This is a genomic window from Citrobacter sp. On2M (assembly GCF_018035235.1).
Lineage (GTDB): Bacteria > Pseudomonadota > Gammaproteobacteria > Enterobacterales > Enterobacteriaceae > Citrobacter > Citrobacter meridianamericanus.
In genome coordinates, this window is sequence record NZ_WPCV01000003.1 from 112,904 (window position 1) to 133,883 (window position 20,980).

Here is a 20,980-nt window from a genome sequence, read left to right on the forward strand (position 1 = left end):
TATGTCTTATAGCGAGTTTTATCAACGTTCTATAACACAACCGGAGTCGTTCTGGGCCGAGCAGGCCCAGCGTATTGACTGGCAGCAGCCGTATACGCAGGTACTGGATCACAGCAACCCGCCGTTTGCCCGCTGGTTTTGCGGCGGCATGACCAATCTGTGCCATAACGCCATCGACCGTTGGCTGGAGAAACAGCCCGAGGCGCTGGCGCTGATTGCGGTGTCATCCGAAACCGAAGAAGAGCGCACGTTTACCTTTCGTCAGCTGTATGACGAAGTGAACGTCGCGGCGGCAATGCTGCTGTCGCTGGGCGTACAGCGTGGCGATCGGGTGCTGGTGTATATGCCGATGATCGCCGAGGCGCACATTACGCTGCTGGCCTGCGCGCGCATTGGGGCAATTCATTCGGTAGTGTTCGGTGGGTTTGCTTCACACAGCGTGGCAGCGCGCATCGACGACGCCCGGCCGGTGGTTATCGTCTCGGCGGATGCCGGGGCGCGTGGGGGCAAGATCCTGCCGTATAAAAAGCTGCTTGATGATGCGATCGCACAGGCGCATCACCAGCCGCGTCATGTGGTGCTGGTCGATCGTGGTCTGGCGAAAATGGCGCGGGTCGAGGGGCGTGACCTCGACTTTGCTAGCCTGCATCAACAGCATCTCGGGGCGCGGGTGCCGGTGACCTGGCTGGAATCGAACGAAACCTCCTGCATTCTCTATACCTCCGGGACAACCGGTAAACCGAAAGGCGTGCAACGCGATGTTGGCGGTTACGCGGTGGCGCTGGCGACCTCGATGGATACCATTTTCGGTGGTAAAGCGGGCGGCGTGTTCTTTTGCGCGTCGGATATCGGTTGGGTAGTTGGACATTCCTATATCGTGTATGCCCCGCTGCTGGCGGGAATGGCGACGGTAGTTTATGAAGGGCTGCCAACGTACCCGGACTGCGGCGTGTGGTGGAAAATTGTTGAGAAGTATCAGGTTAGTAGGATGTTCTCGGCCCCGACAGCTATCCGCGTGCTGAAGAAATTCCCGACCGCGCAAATCCGCAATCACGATCTCTCCTCGCTGGAGGTGCTGTATCTGGCCGGGGAACCGCTGGACGAACCAACTGCCAGTTGGGTAACAGAAACGCTGGGTGTCCCGGTTATCGACAACTACTGGCAGACCGAATCCGGCTGGCCAATTATGGCGATTGCCCGCGGGCTGGACGACAGGCCGTCGCGTCTGGGCAGTCCCGGGGTGCCGATGTACGGCTACAACGTACAACTGCTCAATGAAGTCACTGGTGAACCCTGTGCGGCGAACGAAAAGGGCATGTTGGTGATTGAAGGCCCGCTGCCGCCGGGCTGTATCCAGACCATCTGGGGCGATGACGCGCGGTTTGTGAATACCTACTGGTCGCTGTTTTCTCGCCAGGTGTACGCCACCTTTGACTGGGGCATTCGCGACGCCGATGGCTATTACTTCATTCTGGGACGTACGGATGACGTAATAAATGTGGCTGGACACCGACTCGGTACGCGAGAGATCGAGGAGAGTATTTCCAGCTATCCGAACGTTGCGGAAGTGGCGGTGGTCGGCGTGAAGGATGCGCTTAAAGGGCAGGTGGCGGTGGCGTTTGTCATTCCAAAACAGGGCGACAGCCTGGAAGACAGCGACATCGCGCATTCCGAAGAGAAGGCGATTATGGCGCTGGTGGACAGCCAGATTGGCAATTTTGGCCGCCCGGCGCACGTCTGGTTTGTATCGCAACTGCCGAAAACACGTTCCGGTAAAATGCTCAGACGGACGATCCAGGCGATCTGCGAAGGCCGCGATCCTGGCGATCTGACGACCATTGACGATCCCGCGTCGTTGCAGCAAATCCGTCAGGCTATCGAGGAATAGCTGTTTTGACCAGGCCCGGTGGCGCGAAGCTCACCGGGCCTACAAACGGCACAACTGGTAGCCGGATGAGTCGCAATGCGGCACCATTCGGCTCTTATGCCCGGTATCAAAGAGCATGTTCTAATTTATAGTTTTTATAATAATATTGCTTATCTCTGTCATTTATCTCGCGGATAACCCGACAAGGAACCCCCACGGCCACGACATTTGCCGGAATGTCTTTTGTGACGACGCTCCCCGCGCCAATCACGGAATTATCGCCAATCGTTATGCCTGGATTAATGACCACATTACTGCCAATCCATACGTTATTGCCGATGGTGACCGGAAAGGAAAACATCTCTCCGGATTGCCTTAATTCATGATGAACAGGGTGACTTGTTACTGAGATGGTGACGTTTGGCGCAATTAATACGTTATCGCCAATGCTGACCGTGTAATCATCCACAATGGTAAAGTTAAAATTGGCGTAGAAGTTTTTGCCAATGTGAATATTGCTGCCGTAAGAGAAATAAATCGGGGGCTCGATCCACGCATTCTCTCCCACGGTGGCAAACATTTCACGAATCAGTTTTTCCCTCTTTTTAATCTCCGATGGACGCGTGTGGTTAAATTCATACATCAACTCTTTTCCGCGCAATCTCTCTTCCGGCAGCCCTTCGCACATATCGGTATACAATCTGCCTGCTTTTATTCTGTCTCTCATAGACATGCTCATCGCAGCTATTCCTTTATTGTCATTCGTCTTCAGACTTGTTTGCTTGTTTGAGTGAAAACGCGGGAAAATGGCCCGGGCCCGCTAAGGGTAAAGACGGAAATCAGGGTGAAGCTCAGCGCAATTATTCCCAGTACCAGATAAGCCCCCTGGAAACCAATACTCTCATACATTTTTCCAGCCAGGACTGACATGAAAATCATGGCTAACTGCTTGAAGAAGCAGAAACACACCAGATAAATCGTCGCCGAGAAACGCACTTCAAACTGACTGGTGATGTATTTGAAGCAACCGACGATCAGGAACGGTATCTCAAACATATGCAACGTTTTGAGAATAACGACCTCCAGCGCAGAGGTGGCAAAGGAGGAGCCGATGATCCGCACCGACATAATCATCCCCGCCAGCAGCAGAGCGTTCTTACCGCCGATGCGATTCACAATCAGCGGCGCAAAGAACATGATTGAGGCATTGAGTAATTCCCCCATGGTCGTGACGTAGCCAAACACTCGGGTGCCTTGTTCGCCGGTGGCAAAGAACGAGGTAAAGAAGTTGGCGAACTGCTGGTCAAACACGTCATAAGTACAGGACACGCCGACCACGTACAGAGAGAGGAACCAGAGCTTCGGCTGTTTGAATAACTCCAGCGCCAGCTTCAGGCTGAATGCCGAGTTGTTGGCGCCTACCGCATCCGCGACTTTTGCAGAAGAGGGCGCATCGGTTTTTGAAAAGAGCAGCAGCAATGCCAGGATCACCGCGCAGCCAGAACCTAACCAGAAGACAAACTGGTTGTTGATGGTGAACATAATTCCGGCAATCGAGGCGCACAGCGCCCAGCCCACGCAACCGAACATACGCGCGCGACCAAATTCAAAGTTGCTTCGGCGGCTGGCCTTTTCAATATAGGCTTCAATCGCCGGGGCACCGGCATTGTAAATAAAACCAAGGTAAATCCCACCGACAATCGACCCCAGTAAAATATTAACCTGTAACAACGGGCCAAAGACGTAAATAAAGAACGGGGCAAACATCACCAGCATTCCGGTAATCACCCACAGCAGGTGTTTACGCAGACCAAGCTTATCGGAAAGCAGCCCAAAAACCGGCTGGAACAATAATGAAAATAGCGAAATACAGGCGAAAATAATTCCCGTATCCCCTTTACTGATGTGGTTTACATCGTGTAACCAGATAGGGAAGAAGGGGAAATATGCACCCATAATGAAAAAATAAAAGAAGAAAAAAAAGCCAAACATCCAAAAGTTCGTGTTCTTTAAATAATACATAATGGACTTCCTTAGGCAAAATAAGGGCAGGTTGCGACCTACCCTTTATTATGTTTAACCCCAGATAACCTGGTAGTGGTAACGCCCTGCGCTCAGTAGAAATTCTGGTGATACCGAAGGACTCCACGAATCATCGCCACCGACGCCCATATGGAAGCCATCAATATTGAGCCAGCTACCCGCTTCCGGTTGCAGCAGATGGCGGTGGCTGGTTTCCATCAATTGCTGCTGGCTAAAGCGGCTGATGTTGAACAGGAAGTCTCCGCGCCACTGGTGCGCGCCGTAGTGCAGTTCTCGCGTGCCGCAGCGCAGACCATTTTCACTTGGAAAAACATACGGCGTGTACATTTCATCGAGCGATAAATCCCAACGGTCGAAACAGGCGGCGCTCAGCCTGTCCGGGTAGTTCTCATGCGGGCCAAGACCTAACCAGTTCACCCGCTCAGCGACCTGCGTCAACTGGCAGCTCAGACCGATACGGGCCGGATGCGGCGTGTCGCTGGCGACGTTGACATCCACCGTTATCTGCATTTCACCCTTGCCGTCAATACGGTAGCTTTTTCGGCTGATGAACAGCGTTTCACCTTGATACTGCCACGCATGTTCGGTGGTAATCAGAACCGCATTGCTCAGCGTGTCGGCTGCACAGTGCAGTAACGTTGCCTCGACCTGATAATGACCGGCAGACTTCCAGCGTTCGACCCAGGCGTTAGGGTCGATGCGGGTTGACTCGCTCACGCCGATGTCGTTGTCCAGTGGGGCACGGATGAACTGGTCGGTTAGCGGAGTTAACAGTTGGGCTGTATCGCCAATCCAGTACTGTGCCAGCAGGCCAGACTGACGGTCGAATTGCCAGCGCTTGTTGCCGCTCTCAACAGTAAAGACGTTTTCGCTAGCGTTAAGCTGTGGCGCGATGTGGGCAGTTGGCAGTTGCGGCAGGCTGAGTTTCTCTTGAAGCTTCCATTGCTGCCAGGCGCTGATGTGCCCGGCGTCTGACCACGCAGTTGCCTGAGGTTGTTCTACGCGTACCGTCAGCCACACCTGACCTGCGGTTTTCGGCATCGGGACATCTGGCAGGGTAATCACCTGGCGACCCTGTGGAGCGATATCCAGAACGATTTCTCCGGCGGCTAGCGGGTTGCCATCCTGGGCGATCGACCAGTGCAGAACTTCGTTATCGCTGCGGCGGAACAGATATTCGCTGGTCACTTCAATCTGGCGTTCAGCGCCCGGCAGTAACGTGAACTGGAAAAACTGCTGTTCATGTTTGGCCTCATATAACGCCGGGTGTGGGGTGCGATCGGCGAACACCAGTCCGTTCATGCAAAACTGACGATCGTTAGGTGTGTCGCCAAAATCACCACCGTAGGCGGACCATGCCTTGCCGTTTTCATCATATTTAATCAGCGACTGATCCACCCAGTCCCAGACAAAGCCGCCTTGCAGGCGCGGATATTGACGGAACGCTTGCCAGTATTTGGCGAAGCCGCCAAAACTGTTGCCCATGGCGTGGGCGTATTCGCAAAGGATCAGTGGACGTTGCTCGCCGGGCATCGACAGCCACTTTTTAATCGACCATTTGGGTACGGCGGGGAAGGGCTGATCCTGATCGACGCGGGCATACATCGGGCAAATGATGTCAGTCGCCGTAGTATTTGCGCCGCCGCCTTCATATTGTACCGGGCGTGACGGGTCTTCTGATTTTATCCAGCGGTAGAGCGCGTCGTGATTGACCCCATGACCGGATTCATTGCCCAGAGACCAGATGATAATGCTCGGATGGTTGCGATCGCGCTGTACCATGCGCGTAACGCGCTGGCTCATGGCTGGCAACCACGCGGGATCGTCGGTGAGGCGATTCATCGGCACCATGCCATGGGTTTCAATGTTGGCTTCGTCCACCACGTACAGCCCGTAGCGATCGCACAGCGTGTACCATAACGGATGGTTCGGGTAATGCGAGCAGCGCACGGCGTTAAAGTTGTTCTGCTTCATCAACAGAATATCCTGCACCATCGTTGCTTCGTCCATCACCTGACCATTGACCGGATGGTGCTCATGACGGTTGGTGCCGCGAATCAACAGTGGCTTACCATTGAGTAACAGCAGTCCGTTTTCAATGCAAACCTGACGAAAGCCGACGTCACAGGCTTCCGCTTCAATCAGCGCTCCGTCCGCGGTGCGTAACTGCACAACGGCACGGTACAGATTGGGTGTTTCGGCACTCCACAGCGCCGGGTGTTCGACGTTCAGACGCAGGGTAACCCGGTCATGATAAGCACCGCGTTCATCAATAATCTCGCTGCCGAGTGGAGAAGTCGTTTCGGCTGTGAGCGTTTCTCCCTCCCACAATTGAAGGGCTACGCGTAAATCTTCGCTCGCGTTGCCCGCCACTCTGACTTCCACTGTCAGCGCAGCGCGGCTGAAGTCGTCGTTAAAACGGGTATTAATGCGCAGGTCGCGAATTTGCGTTGTAGGCTTATGTAGTAAAGATACGTCGCGAAAAATACCGCTCATGCGCCACATATCCTGGTCTTCCAGATAGCTCCCGTCGCTCCAGCGCAGCACCATCACTGCCAGACGGTTTTCGCCGTGCAGCAGATAATCGCTAAGATCGAATTCAGATGGCAGGCGGCTGTCCTGTCCGTATCCCACCCAGCGGCCGTTGCACCACAAATGAAATGCGGAGTTCACGCCGTCAAAAATAATGCGCGTCTGACCCTCATCTAACCATGCATCGTCAATATTGAATGTGAGCGAGTAACATCCTGTCGGGTTCTGTGCCGGAACGTACGGGGGGGTAACCGGAATTGGATAGGTGACATTGGTATAAATTGGGGCGTCGTAGCCGTCCATCTGCCAGTTAGAGGGGACGTTGATAATGTCAGCCTGGGGCAGATCGCTTGTCAGCCAGCTTTCCGGCACTGCCTCTGGCGCGGGAAACCAGGCAAATTGCCACTGGCCATTCAGCGAGCGTAACTGAGTCGAGTGCTGATTAGTACGCGCGTCATCTGCTGAACGCCAGCTACAGAACGGTGGGTGCGCCTCCAGGCGGTTGAGCTGCGTAACGCCGGGATTTTCCCAGTCGCGACGTTTCAGAACAGCGGAGAGTGAATCTGTGTTCAGGTTCATAACGGTATCCTGTTTGAATTTGTTATTCGCTCACAATTTCAATCAAAATACGGATAAGCGATCCCAACTGTAAAGGATGGGGCGTTCAATGAGTGAACTGACTCACACAATTGTTACGCGTTCACAATTTGGGGGTGAGCTGAGAAACTTGCCGCGCAAGCTGGATCAGTGAATCGGCCAGCGCCTGGGGCGAGGTGGTCTGTGTATCGGGTGGCAGAACTGTTTGGCGCTTAACCAGGGTGACGGGCAGTAATTGATTGCCAACGGTTGATTCACCACGGGGAAGTTGCAGCAGCCTGTCGACGCTGGTTTCACCCAATAACGGAAAATCCTGCCTGATGGTAGTCAGCGGTGGAATGTAGCAGGCGCTGTCTTCGGTGTCATCGTAGCCGATCACCGAGATATCCACCGCCACCCGCAGACCGAACTCGCTGATTGCACGCATCGCGCCTAGCGCCATTTGATCATTAGCGACCAGCATGGCGGTGGGGAGGTTGCCGTCATTAAGCATATGCAGCGTTTGCTGAAAACCGGACATCGCGCTCCAGTCGCCTTCCAGCTCCGCGACGGGTTTTAGCTGGTAGTGCGCCAGATATTTATGCCACCCCGTATGGCGAAGCCTTGCCGACACTGAAGTATGCGGCCCGCTCAGCAGGGCAATCCGCTGATGTCCATGCTGTACCAGATGTTCAACGCCGAGGCGTGCGCCGTCGTCATGGGAGAAAATCACGCTGTTAATCGGTGTCTGGTCAGAGACATCGAGAAACAGTACCGGCACCGTACCGCAGGCGGTGGCCACGGCAATGGCATCTTCTTCATCCAGCGGATAGTTGATGATAAGCCCAGTTACGCGTTGAGAAAGCAGGTTGTGGACGGCGGCTTTACATGCCTCAACGCCGCTACGCTCGACCATGGCGATCACCACGCTGGCACCGGACTGGTCGGCGCGGGATTTTATGGCGGCTACGATTTGCGAGGGGGCATGCAGGGCAAGGTTCGCCGTCACGACGCCAATTAGCGGCGTCTGTTTACCTGCCAACTGCTGTGCGACGCGGTTGGGGATGTAATTGAGCTCCGCCATCGCGGCCTCAACTTTCTGTCGGGTCTTTGCGGAAACGTGGCTGGCCTGATTCACGACGCGAGAGACGGTCTGGTAAGAGACACCTGCATGGTCTGCCACATCGTATAGCGTTACCGGTTTCACGTTTATCACCCCTGTCATGACGTTATCTGCGCGCTATGATGCCACAGCGGGAAGGTTTTGGGGTATTTACGCATGGGTTATGCGAGGTGCATTCCAGGGTTGCGGATTGTGTGCTGGAGGATTTATCGTCGTGATGCTGAACGGAATAAAAAGTGAGGACATCGTGAGCGATTCTGCGGCAAATAATATTCTGTCCATCTACCGACGCCATGCGGAGGCTTTTGCCAGCCAGCGCTCTCGCGCCTTGTTTGAGAAAAGCTGGCTGGACAAGTTCATTACCGTAATGGGCGGGCAGGGCTGCATTGTGGATATTGGCTGCGGCAATGGTCAGCCGATTGCGGATTATTTTATCCAGCAAGGCTTTCAGCTGACGGGCGTTGATGGTTCCCCGGAAATGCTGGCGCGGGCGCGGCACTCTTTCCCCGCACAGCGCTGGCTGGAGCAGGATATGCGCGAGCTGGCGCTTAACGAGACATTCGACGGACTGATCGCATGGGACAGCTTTTTCCATTTAACCCAACAGGATCAGCAAAAGATGTTCCCGATTTTTGACCAGCTCAGCCATCCTGGCAGCGCGCTGATGTTTACCAGTGGTACGGAAAACGGCATTGCGATGGGGGAATTTGAGGGCGAACCGCTGTTTCACGCCAGCCTCGCGCCGGATGAATACCGCGCATTGCTGTCAGCACACGGCTTTACGGTGGTCGAGATGGTGATGGAAGATCCGCACTGCGCCGGGCATACCATCTGGTTGGCGCAAAAAAGAAGCTAGTCGCCGCGAAAGGTTTTACGCCATTCTGCCGGGCTAACGCCAAAGTGGGATTTAAAATGCTGGCGCCAGGTTACGGGCGACTGGAAACCAACTTGTTCGGCGATGCGCTCAACGGGCAATGGGCTGGATTCCAGCAACGTCTGGCTACGCCGAAGACGCTCGGTAATCAACCAGTCGGCTACGCTCGACCCGGTGGCCTTCATAAAGTGGCGGGTCAGGGTGCGGCGACTCATCATCACCCGCTGTGCCAGCTCGTCGAGATTATGCGGTTCGTGGAGATGCTGGCGCAAATAGTCGAGCAAGGCGTTGATGCGTTGATCCTGGGTATTTTTCGCTACCGGTTGTTCGATAAACTGCGCCTGACCGCCCTCGCGGTGCGGTGGCACGATCATCCGTCGGGCAATCTGATTCGCCACCGTGCTGCCAAAACGCTGACGGATGACATACAGACAGCAATCCAGCGCCGCAGCGGTGCCTGCCGAGGTAATAATTCCGTCGTCATCCACGTACAGGGCGTTGATATCCAGACGGGCCGCCGGGAAGCGCGCCTGAAAATCCTGCTCGAACTCCCAGTGCGTAGCCGCCCGTTTTCCATCCAGCAGGCCGGCATATCCAAGGACAAACGCTCCCAGACATAGCCCGACAATCTGTGCGCCGTTTTGTCGTGCGCGGTTGAGCGCATCCAGCAAGCTTTGTGGTGGACGATGTGCGGTGGTGCTCCACCAGGGGATCACCACGATGTCGGCGGCCTCTACCGCTCCATAGCCGTAAGCGGCAGTAATGGAGAAGCCATCTTGCGAGGAAATGATGCCCGGTTTTTCGGCGCACAGTTGCACCTCGAAACGCTTTTTCGTTGCCACTTTGTCACTGAAAATAATGCACGGCACCGAGAAGTGAAACGGGCTGAAATCTTCCACGGCAACAATGGCGACGTTGAGCGGCTGCATACGATTCCTCTGTGGATGTTAGAACGTCAGGGTTTCGCCATCTTCCGGCACGTTAATGAATTGCGCAATCTGGTTGTCGCGGGCGTACTCTTTCAGCACCTCTCGGGTCAGTAGACAGTGGTTAATCGCCTCCATATGGGTCGCCACAATGTGTGCTTCGGGTAGCGTGAAGTGGGTTTTCAGCACATCTTCCGCGCCCATAATAATTGGGCCAAACCCGATAACGTGGGCAAAACCTGCATTCAAAATAACCACGTCTGGCTGGAATGTCCGCATGTTAGTTTCCACCTCATCGCGCCAGATGGTGTCACCGACCAGATACAGCGTTTTTTCTGCCGGATGCTGGAATATAACCCCACAGGCATCACCCAGACGCTCCGCCATTTGTGGGATAGCGTAGGCGCGATCTGAGCCGTGCTGGCCGCCGGTTTTACGCAGGGTGATATCGCCGATCACGGTGTTCTGCATCAGGACGGTCAGTTGTGTGAACCCCTGACCCCGCAACACCTGTGTGTCCTGCTCATTTTGCACATAGATCGGTTTATCTTTCGGGACGATGCGAGCCGCAGCTTCATCCCAGTGGTCTTCATGCAGATGGGTGACGATCAGCGCATCAACGTTGAGCAGCGTGTCGATATCGACAGGCAATTCCACGGTCGGGTTGCGGATCTCGGCGCGCGCCGTTCCGGCAAAGCCTGGATAAGCCCCTTTCTTCGCCAGCATCGGATCAACCAGAAAAGTTTTACCGCCAAAGGTGATGCGCTGCGTAGCGTTACGGATTTGCGTAATGTTCATGGTGTTTACTCCACGTGTTGGGTCTGTGGTGTCATCGTAGAGTGTTGTCCAGAAGATGAATGTGGGCAAATGGGCGACTAGCGATGAGATTGGGCCAATTGCATTCAGCCTGCAGAGAATGTTATTTACTGCGTTTAATCTCCGTCTCATTGTCTAAATTAATAAACGTCTATCTTCCTTTTTCTGCATTATTTATTCTGCAGGTATTATCAGAGTCTGAATAAAAATGCAGTTATTTTAATAAAAGGAAGATTTATTAAATTCGAAGCGACTCCGGAAAATAGTGTTGATATCTGCTACGCATCACAGACAGGAAACAGATCGCGAACCACGAAATAAGAATGCTATCATTCACATCAGACACGGCAGGAACCTGCTGGCCCACGCATTCACCCCGGAGTACCTGATGAACAACGACATAGCGCTAAAATATTATGATATCGCTGACGAGTACGCGACCGAAGCGGCAAAGCCGGTGAGCGACGCTGAACGCGACGCGCTGGCGCACTACTTCCAGCAGTTGATCACCCGTCTAATGAACAACGAAGAGATCAGCGAAGAAGCACAGCAGGAGATGGCAACCTTGGCCGGCGTCGACGCGCAGCGCATCGATGATATCGCGGAGTTTCTCAATCGTTGGGGTAACGAGTAGCCAAAGGTGTGGCCTGTGTTTTACACTGCGCGCAAATTGAGTAGGTATACTCTACAAGTAATAGGTTTAATCAGGCGGAAACAGCAATGAACGGAACAATCACAACGTGGTTTAAAGATAAAGGCTTTGGATTTATCAAAGATGAAAACGGCGATAACCGCTATTTTCATGTGATTAAGGTTGCGAATCCTGAGCTGATCAAAAAAGACGCGGCGGTGACCTTTGAACCCACCACCAACAACAAAGGCCTGTCTGCCTATGCGGTGAAAGTCATTCCGGACAGCAAATACATCTATATTGCAGGTGAGCGCCTGAAGCTTACCTCTATCAAATCATACCTGGTCTACAGCGAAGACGTTCCTGCCGAGACCCGTATCGACAAAGAGAACGCGGTACTGTCTGTTGGCGTGCTGATGAACAGCATCCGACCGAAATCAGACGTTAAGCCTGGCGAAATGCGCACGCTGAAAAAGCTGGCCATCACCACCTTCCAGGGCACGACGCTGATCTTCTCGGAAGATGAAATCGATATCGACGAGACGGTGAAACTGCTTAAAGTCTGAAGCCCTTCAGAGTGAATGAATGCCGAAACGCTGCTCTTTCTGAGCGGGTTTCGGTTTTTTTGCATCAAATAGTCAACTCAGTAATTTAAGCCTTCTGTAATAAATGCCATCGAGAGCCGCGTGCTCTGGCCATTCTTCTATAAAAATAACATGGCCCGGATCTTTTTCATCAATATAAAGGTTATAAGCAATACAGCGCGGTTCTTTCCTGGTGGTCGATATTTGCTCACGATACAAAGCAAGACCGGTTTCAATATACTCAAGTTTGATGAAGTCATTCGGCAATAATCTTTAACATTCAACCTCCTGGCAAAAAACGTAAGCACACTATGTAATGAAGATATATTGCGGGGAAGACGCCACAGTGATATATCGGTCGGTGAGTGAGTTATTCCAGCGCTCAATCAGATTATCTGCATAACTGTGATCAACTTCACCTCCCGGCAACCAAAATCTCCTGTGACTCGACGCCGTCCTCTATCTGTTTCGCCACCTTTTGTAAGGCTGGAAGATGCTTTTCCGCAGCCTGTTCGATGGTCATGGCGCTGGCCATATACACCAGATTCAGGCAGCCGATGACCCGCTGTTCGCTGCGGATGGGAACGGCGATAGAGGCAATTTTCTCCTCCTGATCCCAGCCGCGATAGTTCTGACCAAAACCGTCTTTTCGCGCACGAGCCAATATGGCGTCGAGCTTTAAGGGTTCTCGCGCCAACTGGAACTCTTCTCCCGGTCGTGAGGCCAGCATTTCAATCAGTTCCTGACGTTCATTTTCCGGGCTAAATGCCAGCCAGGTCAGGCCGGAGGCGGTTTTCAGCAGCGGCAGTCGACGCCCGACCATCGCCCGGTGAAACGACAGGCGGCTGAAGCGGTGGGTGGTTTCACGCACCACCATGGCATCCACATCCAGCGTGGAAACGTCGGTCGGCCAGATCACCTCGCGTAGTAAATCTCCCAGCAGCGGGGCGGCCAGCGCAGAAATCCACTGCTCGTCACGAAATCCCTCGCTAAGCTGGCGGACTTTAATGGTTAAGCGAAAGCTGTCATCGGACAAGCTGCGTCGGACGTAACCTTCATCCTGCAACGTTTCCAGCAGCCGCCTGACCGTGGTGCGGTGCAGGCCGCTCAGCTCAGCCAGCAGGCCAACACTGGCCCCGCCATCGAGTCGATTTAACATATTTAATAACATTAATCCGCGCGTTAGCCCGCGCACGGTTTTGTATTCGGTGTTGTCATCATTTTTCATATTCGTTGACAAATCTAAAGGTAAAACAACGTTGTGCACCTGGTGCACATCCAGGCATGTTTTGATTGTAGCGCAAAAACTCACTTCTATACTGACCGCACAATAAAAAATAATTTACATCTTTTTAACAAAACGCAATTGCACCTCACCTGGGGTAGTAATTGCGTTTTGACCGAGTCGTGAGGTTCTGAAATGACAACAATAAACCCTGATATCCAACCCGCAGTGCAACACACCGTTCAGGTCGCGATTGCCGGAGCCGGTCCGGTAGGGCTGATGATGGCGAACTATCTTGGCCAGATGGGCATTGAAGTGCTGGTGGTGGAGAAGCTCGACACGCTTATCGACTATCCCCGTGCTATCGGGATTGACGATGAAGCGCTGCGCACCATGCAGTCCGTCGGTCTGGTCGAAAACGTGCTGCCGCATACCACTCCGTGGCACGCGATGCGTTTCCTCACCCCGAAAGGCCGCTGCTTTGCTGATATCCAGCCGATGACCGACGAATTTGGCTGGTCGCGGCGCAACGCGTTTATTCAGCCGCAGGTGGATGCAGTGATGCTGGAAGGGCTGTCGCGTTTTCCCAACGTGCGCTGCCTGTTTTCCCGTGAACTGGAAGCCTTCAGCCAACAGAACGGGGAAGTAACGCTGAATCTGAAAGCGCCGGACGGCCAGCGCGAAACGGTGAAAGCCCAGTGGCTGGTGGCCTGCGACGGCGGGGCCAGTAACGTCAGACGGTCGCTGAATGTGCCATTTGAAGGCAAAACCGCTCCAAATCAGTGGATTGTGGTGGATATCGCCAACGATCCGCTCAGCACGCCGCATGTGTATCTGTGCTGCGATCCAGTGCGCCCGTATGTCTCCGCCGCGCTGCCGCATGCGGTGCGCCGCTTTGAATTTATGGTGATGCCGGGAGAAACCGAAGCACAGCTCAGTGAGCCGCAAAATATGCGCCAGTTGCTGAGCAAAGTATTGCCGAACCCGGACAACGTCGAACTGATCCGCCAGCGTGTGTACACCCATAACGCCCGTCTGGCCGAACGTTTTCGCGTTGACCGCGTGCTGCTGGCGGGCGATGCAGCGCACATTATGCCGGTCTGGCAGGGGCAGGGGTACAACAGCGGCATGCGCGATGCTTTTAATCTGGCGTGGAAACTGGCGCTGGTGATTAAGGGCAAAGCCGGTGATGCGCTGCTGGATACCTACCAGCAGGAACGTCGCGACCACGCCAAAGCGATGATCGATCTCTCCGTGACCGCAGGCAACGTACTGGCGCCGCCGAAACGCTGGCACGGTGCTGTGCGCGACGGGGTTTCCTTGCTGCTGAACTACATTCCGCCGGTCAAACGCTACTTCCTTGAGATGCGTTTTAAACCGATGCCGCAATACCACTCCGGGGCGCTGGTGCGTGAGGGCGACGCGAAAACTTCTCCGGTCGGCAAGATGTTTATCCAGCCGAAGGTGACGCTGGAAACTGGCGACGTGACGCTGCTCGACAATGTCATCGGACCGAATTTCGCTGTGATCGGTTGGGGGTGTAACCCGCTATGGGGCATGAGCGAGGCGCAGATCCAACAGTGGCAGGCGCTGGGCACGCGGTTTATCCAGGTGGTACCCGACACGCAAATCAGCACCGAGCAGGATAACTATGACGGCGTGACCCGCCTTGGCGATACGCAAAACCGCCTGCGCGCGTGGTTTGCCCAACATAACGCCTCGCTGGTGATTATGCGCCCGGACCGTTTCGTCGCTGCTACCGCTATTCCGCAAACCCTGGGCAGTACCCTGAATAAACTGGCGTCGGTGATGACCCTCACCCGAGTAAGCGCCGACATTCCCGTTGAAAAGGTAGCCTGATATGCATGCTTATCTTCACTGTCTCTCCCACTCGCCGCTGGTGGGTTACGTCGACCCGGCTCAGGCCGTGCTCGACGAGGTTAACGGCGTGATCGCCAACGCCCGGGCGCGTATCGCGGCGTTTGACCCTGAACTGGTAGTGCTGTTTGCCCCCGATCACTACAACGGTTTTTTTTACGATGTGATGCCGCCGTTCTGTTTAGGTGTGGGAGCCACGGCGATCGGCGATTTCGGCAGCGCGGCGGGGGAACTGCCAGTGCCGACAGATCTCGCTGAAGCTTGCGCTCACGCGGTGATGAAAAGCGGCATCGATCTCGCCGTGTCCTACAACATGCAAGTCGATCATGGTTTCGCCCAGCCGCTGGAGTTCTTGCTCGGGGGGCTGGATAAGGTCCCTGTGCTGCCAGTGTTTATTAACGGCGTCGCCACGCCGCTGCCGGGCTTTCAGCGTACCCGCATGCTCGGGGAAGCGATTGGCCGTTTCGCCAGCTCATTGAATAAACGCGTACTGTTTTTAGGCTCCGGCGGGCTGTCACATCAGCCGCCGGTACCGGAGCTGGCGAAGGCCGATGCTCATATGCGCGACCGTCTGCTCGGCAGCGGTAAGCAGCTGCCCGAAAACGAGCGCGAGCTGCGCCAGCAGCGGGTGATTAGCGCCGCCGAGAAGTTCGTGGCCGATCAAAACACGCTGCACCCGCTGAACCCTGTCTGGGATAACCGCTTTATGACCCTGCTTGAACAGGGGCGTTTGCAGGAGCTGGACGCGGTCAGTAACGAAGAGTTGTCTGCGATGGCGGGCAAATCAACGCACGAAGTAAAAACCTGGGTTGCCGCCTTCGCCGCTATTTCTGCCTTTGGCAACTGGCGCAGCGAAGGCCGTTATTACCGCCCGATCCCGGAGTGGATCGCCGGATTCGGCTCCCTGAGCGCCACCACAAAGAACTGAAACAGAACTGAATATGCAGGAGAAAACCATGACTTACCAACCGCAAACCGAAGCCGCGACCAGTCGTTTCCTGGAGGTGCAGGAAGCAGGCGAAACCCTACGCGTGCATTTCAATGACTGTGGACAGGGAGAAGAAACCGTTGTGCTGCTGCACGGCTCCGGTCCGGGGGCGACCGGCTGGGCGAACTTCAGTCGCAATATCGATCCGTTGGTGCAGGCCGGATACCGGGTGATCCTGCTGGATTGTCCTGGCTGGGGTAAAAGCGATGGGATCGTTAACCGCGGTTCGCGATCCGATCTCAACGCTCGCATCCTGAAAAGCGTGGTCGATCAATTGGATATTCAAACAGTCCACCTGCTGGGTAATTCGATGGGCGGTCACAGTGCTGTGGCGTTTACCCTGAGCTGGCCGGAGCGCGTGGGCAAACTGGTGCTGATGGGCGGCGGAACGGGCGGCATGAGTCTGTTTACCCCGATGCCGACCGAAGGTATCAAGCGGCTGAATCAGCTGTACCGCGAGCCGACCATCGAGAACCTGAAGCTAATGATGGAGATCTTTGTCTTCGATACCAGCGATCTCACTGAGGCGCTGTTTGAAGCGCGTCTGAACAATATGCTGTCGCGCCGCGATCACCTGGAAAACTTTGTGAAAAGCCTCGAAGCCAACCCGAAACAGTTCCCGGACTTCGGCCCACGACTGGGGGAAATTAAAGCCCAGACCCTGATTGTCTGGGGACGCAATGACCGCTTCGTACCGATGGACGCCGGACTGCGCTTGCTCTCCGGAATTGCGGGTTCTGAGCTGCACATCTACCGCGACTGCGGACACTGGGCGCAGTGGGAACATGCGGATGCCTTTAACCAGCTGGTGCTGAATTTCCTCGCACGCCCTTAAGGAACGGACATGACCAATCTTAATCTTGAGCAGTTAGCCGCCGATTTACGTCAGGCTGAGGAAAAAGGGGAAGCGATTGCTCCGCTGCGTGAACTGATCGGCGTGGACAACGGCGAAGCGGCCTACGCTATTCAACGCATCAACGTACAGTACGACGTGGCACGTGGGCGTCGCGTGGTGGGGCGCAAAGTAGGGCTGACGCACCCGAAAGTGCAGCAGCAACTGGGGGTCGATCAGCCGGATTTCGGCACGCTGTTTGCCGACATGTGCTACGGCGATAACGACACCATTGCGTTTGAGCGCGTGCTGCAACCGCGAATTGAAGCGGAAATCGCGCTGGTGCTGAACCGCGATTTGCCCAATGCCGACACTACCTTTGACGAGCTGTACAACGCCATTGAGTGGGTACTGCCCGCGCTGGAAGTGGTCGGCAGCCGTATTCGCGACTGGTCAATCAAGTTTGTTGATACCGTGGCGGATAACGCCTCCTGTGGCGTGTATGTGGTCGGTGGTCCGGCACAGCGTCCGGCAGGGTTAGATCTGAAAAACTGCACGATGAAAATGACGCGCAATAACGAAGAGGTCTCCAGCGGGCGCGGCAGCGAATGTCTGGGACATCCGATCAACGCCGCCGTCTGGCTGGCGCGCAAAATGGCCAGCCTCGGCGAGCCGCTGCGCGCCGGAGACATTATTCTCACTGGGGCCTTAGGTCCGATGGTAGCGGTGAATGCGGGCGATCGTTTTGAAGCCCATATCGAGGGTATTGGTTCAGTCGCCGCCACCTTTTCAGCGGCGGTTACAAAAGGAAGTCAGTCATGAGTAAGCGTAAAGTGGCCATTATCGGCTCTGGTAACATCGGCACCGATTTGATGATTAAAATTCTGCGTCACGGGAAACAGCTTGAAATGGCGGTGATGGTCGGTATCGACCCGCAATCCGATGGTCTGGCGCGTGCCAGACGTATGGGCGTTGCTACCACCCATGAAGGGGTTACGGGACTTATCGCCATGCCGGAATTTGCCGATATCGACATCGTGTTTGATGCCACCAGTGCGGGTGCGCATGTGAAAAACGACGCCGCGCTGCGCGCCGTAAAACCGGGGATCCGCCTGATCGACCTGACGCCTGCGGCGATCGGTCCGTACTGCGTCCCGGTGGTGAATCTGGACGCTAACGTTGACCAACAGAACGTCAATATGGTGACCTGCGGCGGGCAGGCGACTATCCCGATGGTGGCGGCAGTTTCTCGCGTGGCAAAAGTCCATTACGCCGAAATTATCGCCTCGATCGCCAGTAAATCTGCGGGTCCAGGCACGCGCGCTAATATCGATGAGTTTACTGAAACCACCTCGAAGGCGATTGAAGTGGTTGGCGGCGCGGCAAAAGGTAAAGCGATTATCGTCCTTAACCCGGCCGAGCCGCCGCTGATGATGCGCGACACGGTGTATGTGCTGAGCGAAGCGGCTTCCCAGCTTGAAGTTGAAGCGTCTATTAATGAGATGGCGGCGGCGGTACAGGCGTACGTGCCGGGCTATCGGCTGAAACAGCGCGTGCAATTTGAAGTCATCCCGCAGGATAAACCGGTCAATCTGCCGGGCATCGGTCAGTTCTCCGGGCTGAAAACCGCGGTGTATCTGGAAGTGGAAGGCGCGGCGCACTATCTGCCAGCCTACGCGGGCAATCTCGATATTATGACCTCCAGCGCGCTGGCGACCGCTGAGAAGATGGCGCAGTCATTGGTACGCAAGGCAGGAGAAGCAGCATGAACGGTAAAAAACTCTATATCTCTGACGTGACCCTGCGCGACGGCATGCACGCTATTCGTCACCAGTATTCACTGGAAAACGTGCGCCAGATTGCCAAAGCGCTGGACGACGCGCGGGTCGATTCCATTGAGGTGGCACACGGAGACGGCTTACAAGGTTCCAGCTTTAACTACGGCTTTGGCGCGCACAGCGATCTGGAGTGGATTGAAGCGGCAGCGGACGTGGTGAAGCACGCTAAGATCGCCACGCTGCTGCTGCCGGGTATCGGCACGATTCATGACCTGAAAAATGCGTATCAGGCTGGGGCGCGCGTCGTGCGTGTGGCGACCCACTGCACCGAAGCGGATGTGTCGGCCCAGCATATTCAGTATGCGCGTGAACTGGGTATGGACACCGTCGGCTTTCTGATGATGAGCCATATGACCACGCCGGAAAACCTCGCGCAGCAGGCGAAACTGATGGAAGGTTATGGTGCAACTTGTATCTATGTGGTCGATTCCGGCGGGGCGATGAACATGAGCGATATTCGCGCCCGCTTCCGCGCCCTGAAAGCGGTGCTGAAACCGGAGACGGAAACCGGGATGCACGCCCACCACAACCTGAGCCTCGGCGTGGCGAACTCGATTGCCGCGGTGGAAGAGGGGTGTGACCGTATCGATGCCAGCCTGGCCGGTATGGGTGCAGGCGCAGGCAACGCACCGCTGGAAGTGTTTATCGCCGCGGCGGATAAGCTCGGCTGGCGGCACGGGACCGATCTGTATGCGCTAATGGACGCCGCCGACGATCTGGTACGCCCGTTGCAGGACCGCCCGGTGCGGGTGGATCGCGAAACGCTGGCGCTGGGTTATGCCGGGGTGTACTCCAGCTTCCTGCGCCATTGTGAAGTCGCGGCGGCGCGTTATGGCCTGAGTGCGGTAGATATTCTGGTTGAACTGGGCAAACGCCGGATGGTAGGCGGCCAGGAAGATATGATCGTCGACGTGGCGCTGGATCTGCGCAACAGCAAATAAAAATGATTACGCGGCTGGCAATGTATCAGCCGCGATTCACCTGCATCGTGACTTCAGAGGTACATCTTATGACTACTCGTACCCCCGCATCCTCATCCCGCCTGACATTGACCGTCGGGTTGTGTTTTTTAGTCGCCCTGATGGAAGGGCTGGATTTACAGGCCGCCGGGATCGCTGCTGTCGGTATCGCCCATGCGTTTGCATTGGATAAAATGCAAATGGGCTGGATCTTCAGCGCGGGCATTCTCGGGCTGCTGCCCGGCGCGCTGGTGGGTGGCATGCTGGCCGATCGCTATGGCCGCAAACGGATTCTTATTGCCTCCGTGGCGCTGTTCGGCCTTTTCTCGCTGGCAACAGCGGTTTCCTGGAATTTCTCATCGCTGGTGTTTGCCCGTCTGATGACCGGCGTCGGGCTGGGCGCGGCGTTGCCGAATCTGATTGCGCTGACTTCCGAGGCGGCGGGTCCGCGTTTTCGCGGTACGGCGGTAAGCCTGATGTACTGCGGCGTGCCGATTGGCGCGGCGCTGGCGGCGGCGCTCGGGTTTAGCGGCCTGGCTTCAGCCTGGCAAACGGTGTTCTGGGTCGGCGGGGCGATCCCGCTGCTGCTGGTGCCGCTGTTGATGCGCTGGCTGCCGGAATCGCAGGTTTACACCCAACAAACGCAGGTTGCCGCTGCACCGCTGCGCGCCCTGTTTGCGCCAGCGACGGCCACCGCCACGCTGTTGCTGTGGCTATGCTATTTCTTCACCCTCCTGGTGGTGTATATGCTGATCAACTGGCTGCCGATGCTGTTGGTCGGGCAGGGTTTTGAGCCCTCGCAGGCGGCGGGCGTGATGTTTGCCCTGCAAATTGGCGCAGCCAGCGGCACCTTAATCCTCGGGGCGTTAATGGACAAACTGCGCCCGGTGGTCATGTCGCTGCTGATCTACACCGGGATGCTGGCATCTCTGCTGGCGCTGGGCACGGTATCGTCATTGAGCGGCATGTTGATGGCCGGATTTGTGGCGGGGATGTTTGCCACCGGCGGGCAAAGCGTGTTGTATGCGCTGGCACCGCTGTTTTACAACACGCAGATCCGCGCCACCGGTGTGGGTACCGCTGTTGCCGTCGGGCGTCTGGGTGCGATGAGTGGTCCGTTGTTGGCAGGAAAAATGTTAGCGCTCGGCACCGGAACGGTGGGGGTGATGGCGGCTTCTGCGCCGGGGATATTGCTGGCAGGGCTGGCGGTATTTATTCTGATGAGCCGCAAATCGCAGATGCCGATCCCGGCCAGCGGTGCTTAAGCGCTCATTCGGTAGTATGAGCA

The 20,980-nt window shown here is 55.6% G+C and carries 18 protein-coding genes and 1 pseudogene; 11 read left to right on the top strand and 8 right to left on the bottom strand.

Annotated elements, in window-relative coordinates:
• Position 1: 1 nt before the first annotated feature.
• Positions 2-1,888, top strand: a complete 1,887-nt coding sequence (gene prpE, locus On2M_RS09130; protein WP_151218560.1) for a propionate--CoA ligase — start codon at positions 2-4, stop codon at positions 1,886-1,888.
• A 106-nt stretch (positions 1,889-1,994) separates the two neighbouring features.
• Here prpE and lacA read toward each other — a convergent pair whose 3' ends face one another.
• The 4 genes from lacA to On2M_RS09150 all read right to left on the bottom strand — a co-directional run bounded on the left by lacA (position 1,995) and on the right by On2M_RS09150 (position 8,225).
• Entirely contained in the window at positions 1,995-2,606 is a 612-nt protein-coding gene (gene lacA, locus On2M_RS09135; protein WP_210904695.1) for a galactoside O-acetyltransferase, read from the bottom strand.
• 29 nt (positions 2,607-2,635) lie between these two features.
• Positions 2,636-3,889 (bottom strand): MFS transporter, encoded by a 1,254-nt coding sequence (locus tag On2M_RS09140; RefSeq protein ID WP_187252955.1) that lies wholly within the window; start codon positions 3,887-3,889, stop codon positions 2,636-2,638.
• Positions 3,890-3,943: 54 nt separating this feature from the next.
• Complete coding sequence (locus tag On2M_RS09145) at positions 3,944-7,021, bottom strand: beta-galactosidase (RefSeq protein ID WP_210904696.1); 3,078 nt, start codon at positions 7,019-7,021, stop codon at positions 3,944-3,946.
• Positions 7,022-7,142: 121 nt separating this feature from the next.
• On the bottom strand, positions 7,143-8,225 hold the full coding sequence (locus On2M_RS09150) for a LacI family DNA-binding transcriptional regulator (RefSeq protein WP_151224824.1): 1,083 nt from the start codon (positions 8,223-8,225) through the stop codon (positions 7,143-7,145).
• Positions 8,226-8,358: 133 nt separating this feature from the next.
• Between On2M_RS09150 and On2M_RS09155 the strand changes: the two genes are divergently transcribed.
• Positions 8,359-8,997: a class I SAM-dependent methyltransferase gene (locus tag On2M_RS09155; RefSeq protein ID WP_210904783.1), complete on the top strand. Its 639-nt coding sequence runs from the start codon at positions 8,359-8,361 to the stop codon at positions 8,995-8,997.
• Here On2M_RS09155 and On2M_RS09160 read toward each other — a convergent pair.
• Together On2M_RS09160 and On2M_RS09165 are read right to left on the bottom strand one after the other, a co-directional pair.
• Positions 8,994-9,944 carry a helix-turn-helix domain-containing protein gene (locus On2M_RS09160; RefSeq protein ID WP_151218772.1) on the bottom strand — a complete coding sequence of 317 codons (951 nt, stop codon included), beginning with the start codon at positions 9,942-9,944 and terminating at the stop codon, positions 8,994-8,996. The genes On2M_RS09155 and On2M_RS09160 overlap by 4 nt on opposite strands.
• Positions 9,945-9,962: 18 nt before the next feature.
• Entirely contained in the window at positions 9,963-10,739 is a 777-nt protein-coding gene (locus On2M_RS09165; protein ID WP_210904697.1) for an MBL fold metallo-hydrolase, read from the bottom strand.
• Between the two features lie 406 nt (positions 10,740-11,145).
• Here On2M_RS09165 and On2M_RS09170 point away from each other — a divergent pair, with 406 nt between their 5' ends.
• Both On2M_RS09170 and On2M_RS09175 read left to right on the top strand, forming a co-directional pair.
• Complete coding sequence (locus On2M_RS09170; RefSeq protein WP_151218563.1) at positions 11,146-11,391, top strand: DUF2543 family protein; 246 nt, start codon at positions 11,146-11,148, stop codon at positions 11,389-11,391.
• Positions 11,392-11,477: 86 nt separating this feature from the next.
• The gene (locus tag On2M_RS09175; RefSeq protein WP_187252951.1) at positions 11,478-11,954 is read left to right on the top strand and encodes a cold shock domain-containing protein; all 477 of its coding nucleotides are present in this window, start codon (positions 11,478-11,480) and stop codon (positions 11,952-11,954) included.
• Positions 11,955-12,062: 108 nt separating this feature from the next.
• On the opposite strand, the pseudogene On2M_RS09180 reads toward On2M_RS09175, so the two are convergent.
• A pseudogene (locus tag On2M_RS09180) lies at positions 12,063-12,252 on the bottom strand (antibiotic biosynthesis monooxygenase); the annotation flags it as partial.
• A 135-nt stretch (positions 12,253-12,387) separates the two neighbouring features.
• Positions 12,388-13,200 (bottom strand): DNA-binding transcriptional regulator, encoded by an 813-nt coding sequence (locus tag On2M_RS09185; protein ID WP_219608506.1) that lies wholly within the window; start codon positions 13,198-13,200, stop codon positions 12,388-12,390.
• A gap of 192 nt (positions 13,201-13,392) precedes the next feature.
• Between On2M_RS09185 and On2M_RS09190 the strand changes: the two genes are divergently transcribed.
• The 7 genes from On2M_RS09190 to mhpT all read left to right on the top strand — a co-directional run bounded on the left by On2M_RS09190 (position 13,393) and on the right by mhpT (position 20,957).
• The gene (locus tag On2M_RS09190) at positions 13,393-15,057 is read left to right on the top strand and encodes a bifunctional 3-(3-hydroxy-phenyl)propionate/3-hydroxycinnamic acid hydroxylase (RefSeq protein WP_210904698.1); all 1,665 of its coding nucleotides are present in this window, start codon (positions 13,393-13,395) and stop codon (positions 15,055-15,057) included.
• A gap of 1 nt (position 15,058) precedes the next feature.
• The gene (gene mhpB / locus On2M_RS09195) at positions 15,059-16,003 is read left to right on the top strand and encodes a 2,3-dihydroxyphenylpropionate/2,3-dihydroxicinnamic acid 1,2-dioxygenase (RefSeq protein WP_151218566.1); all 945 of its coding nucleotides are present in this window, start codon (positions 15,059-15,061) and stop codon (positions 16,001-16,003) included.
• A gap of 28 nt (positions 16,004-16,031) precedes the next feature.
• Entirely contained in the window at positions 16,032-16,898 is an 867-nt protein-coding gene (gene mhpC / locus On2M_RS09200) for a 2-hydroxy-6-oxonona-2,4-dienedioate hydrolase (protein WP_151224829.1), read from the top strand.
• Between the two features lie 9 nt (positions 16,899-16,907).
• Positions 16,908-17,717, top strand: coding sequence for a 2-keto-4-pentenoate hydratase (gene mhpD, locus On2M_RS09205; RefSeq protein WP_187252948.1), 810 nt, complete (start codon positions 16,908-16,910; stop codon positions 17,715-17,717).
• The gene (mhpF, locus tag On2M_RS09210) at positions 17,714-18,664 is read left to right on the top strand and encodes an acetaldehyde dehydrogenase (RefSeq protein ID WP_151218569.1); all 951 of its coding nucleotides are present in this window, start codon (positions 17,714-17,716) and stop codon (positions 18,662-18,664) included. Before mhpD ends, mhpF begins: the two co-directional genes overlap by 4 nt.
• Positions 18,661-19,674, top strand: a complete 1,014-nt coding sequence (gene mhpE, locus On2M_RS09215) for a 4-hydroxy-2-oxovalerate aldolase (protein WP_151218570.1) — start codon at positions 18,661-18,663, stop codon at positions 19,672-19,674. The genes mhpF and mhpE overlap by 4 nt, the downstream gene beginning before the upstream one ends.
• A 68-nt stretch (positions 19,675-19,742) precedes the next feature.
• Positions 19,743-20,957 carry a 3-(3-hydroxy-phenyl)propionate transporter MhpT gene (gene mhpT, locus On2M_RS09220; RefSeq protein WP_210904699.1) on the top strand — a complete coding sequence of 405 codons (1,215 nt, stop codon included), beginning with the start codon at positions 19,743-19,745 and terminating at the stop codon, positions 20,955-20,957.
• The last annotated feature ends 23 nt before the right edge of the window (positions 20,958-20,980 follow it).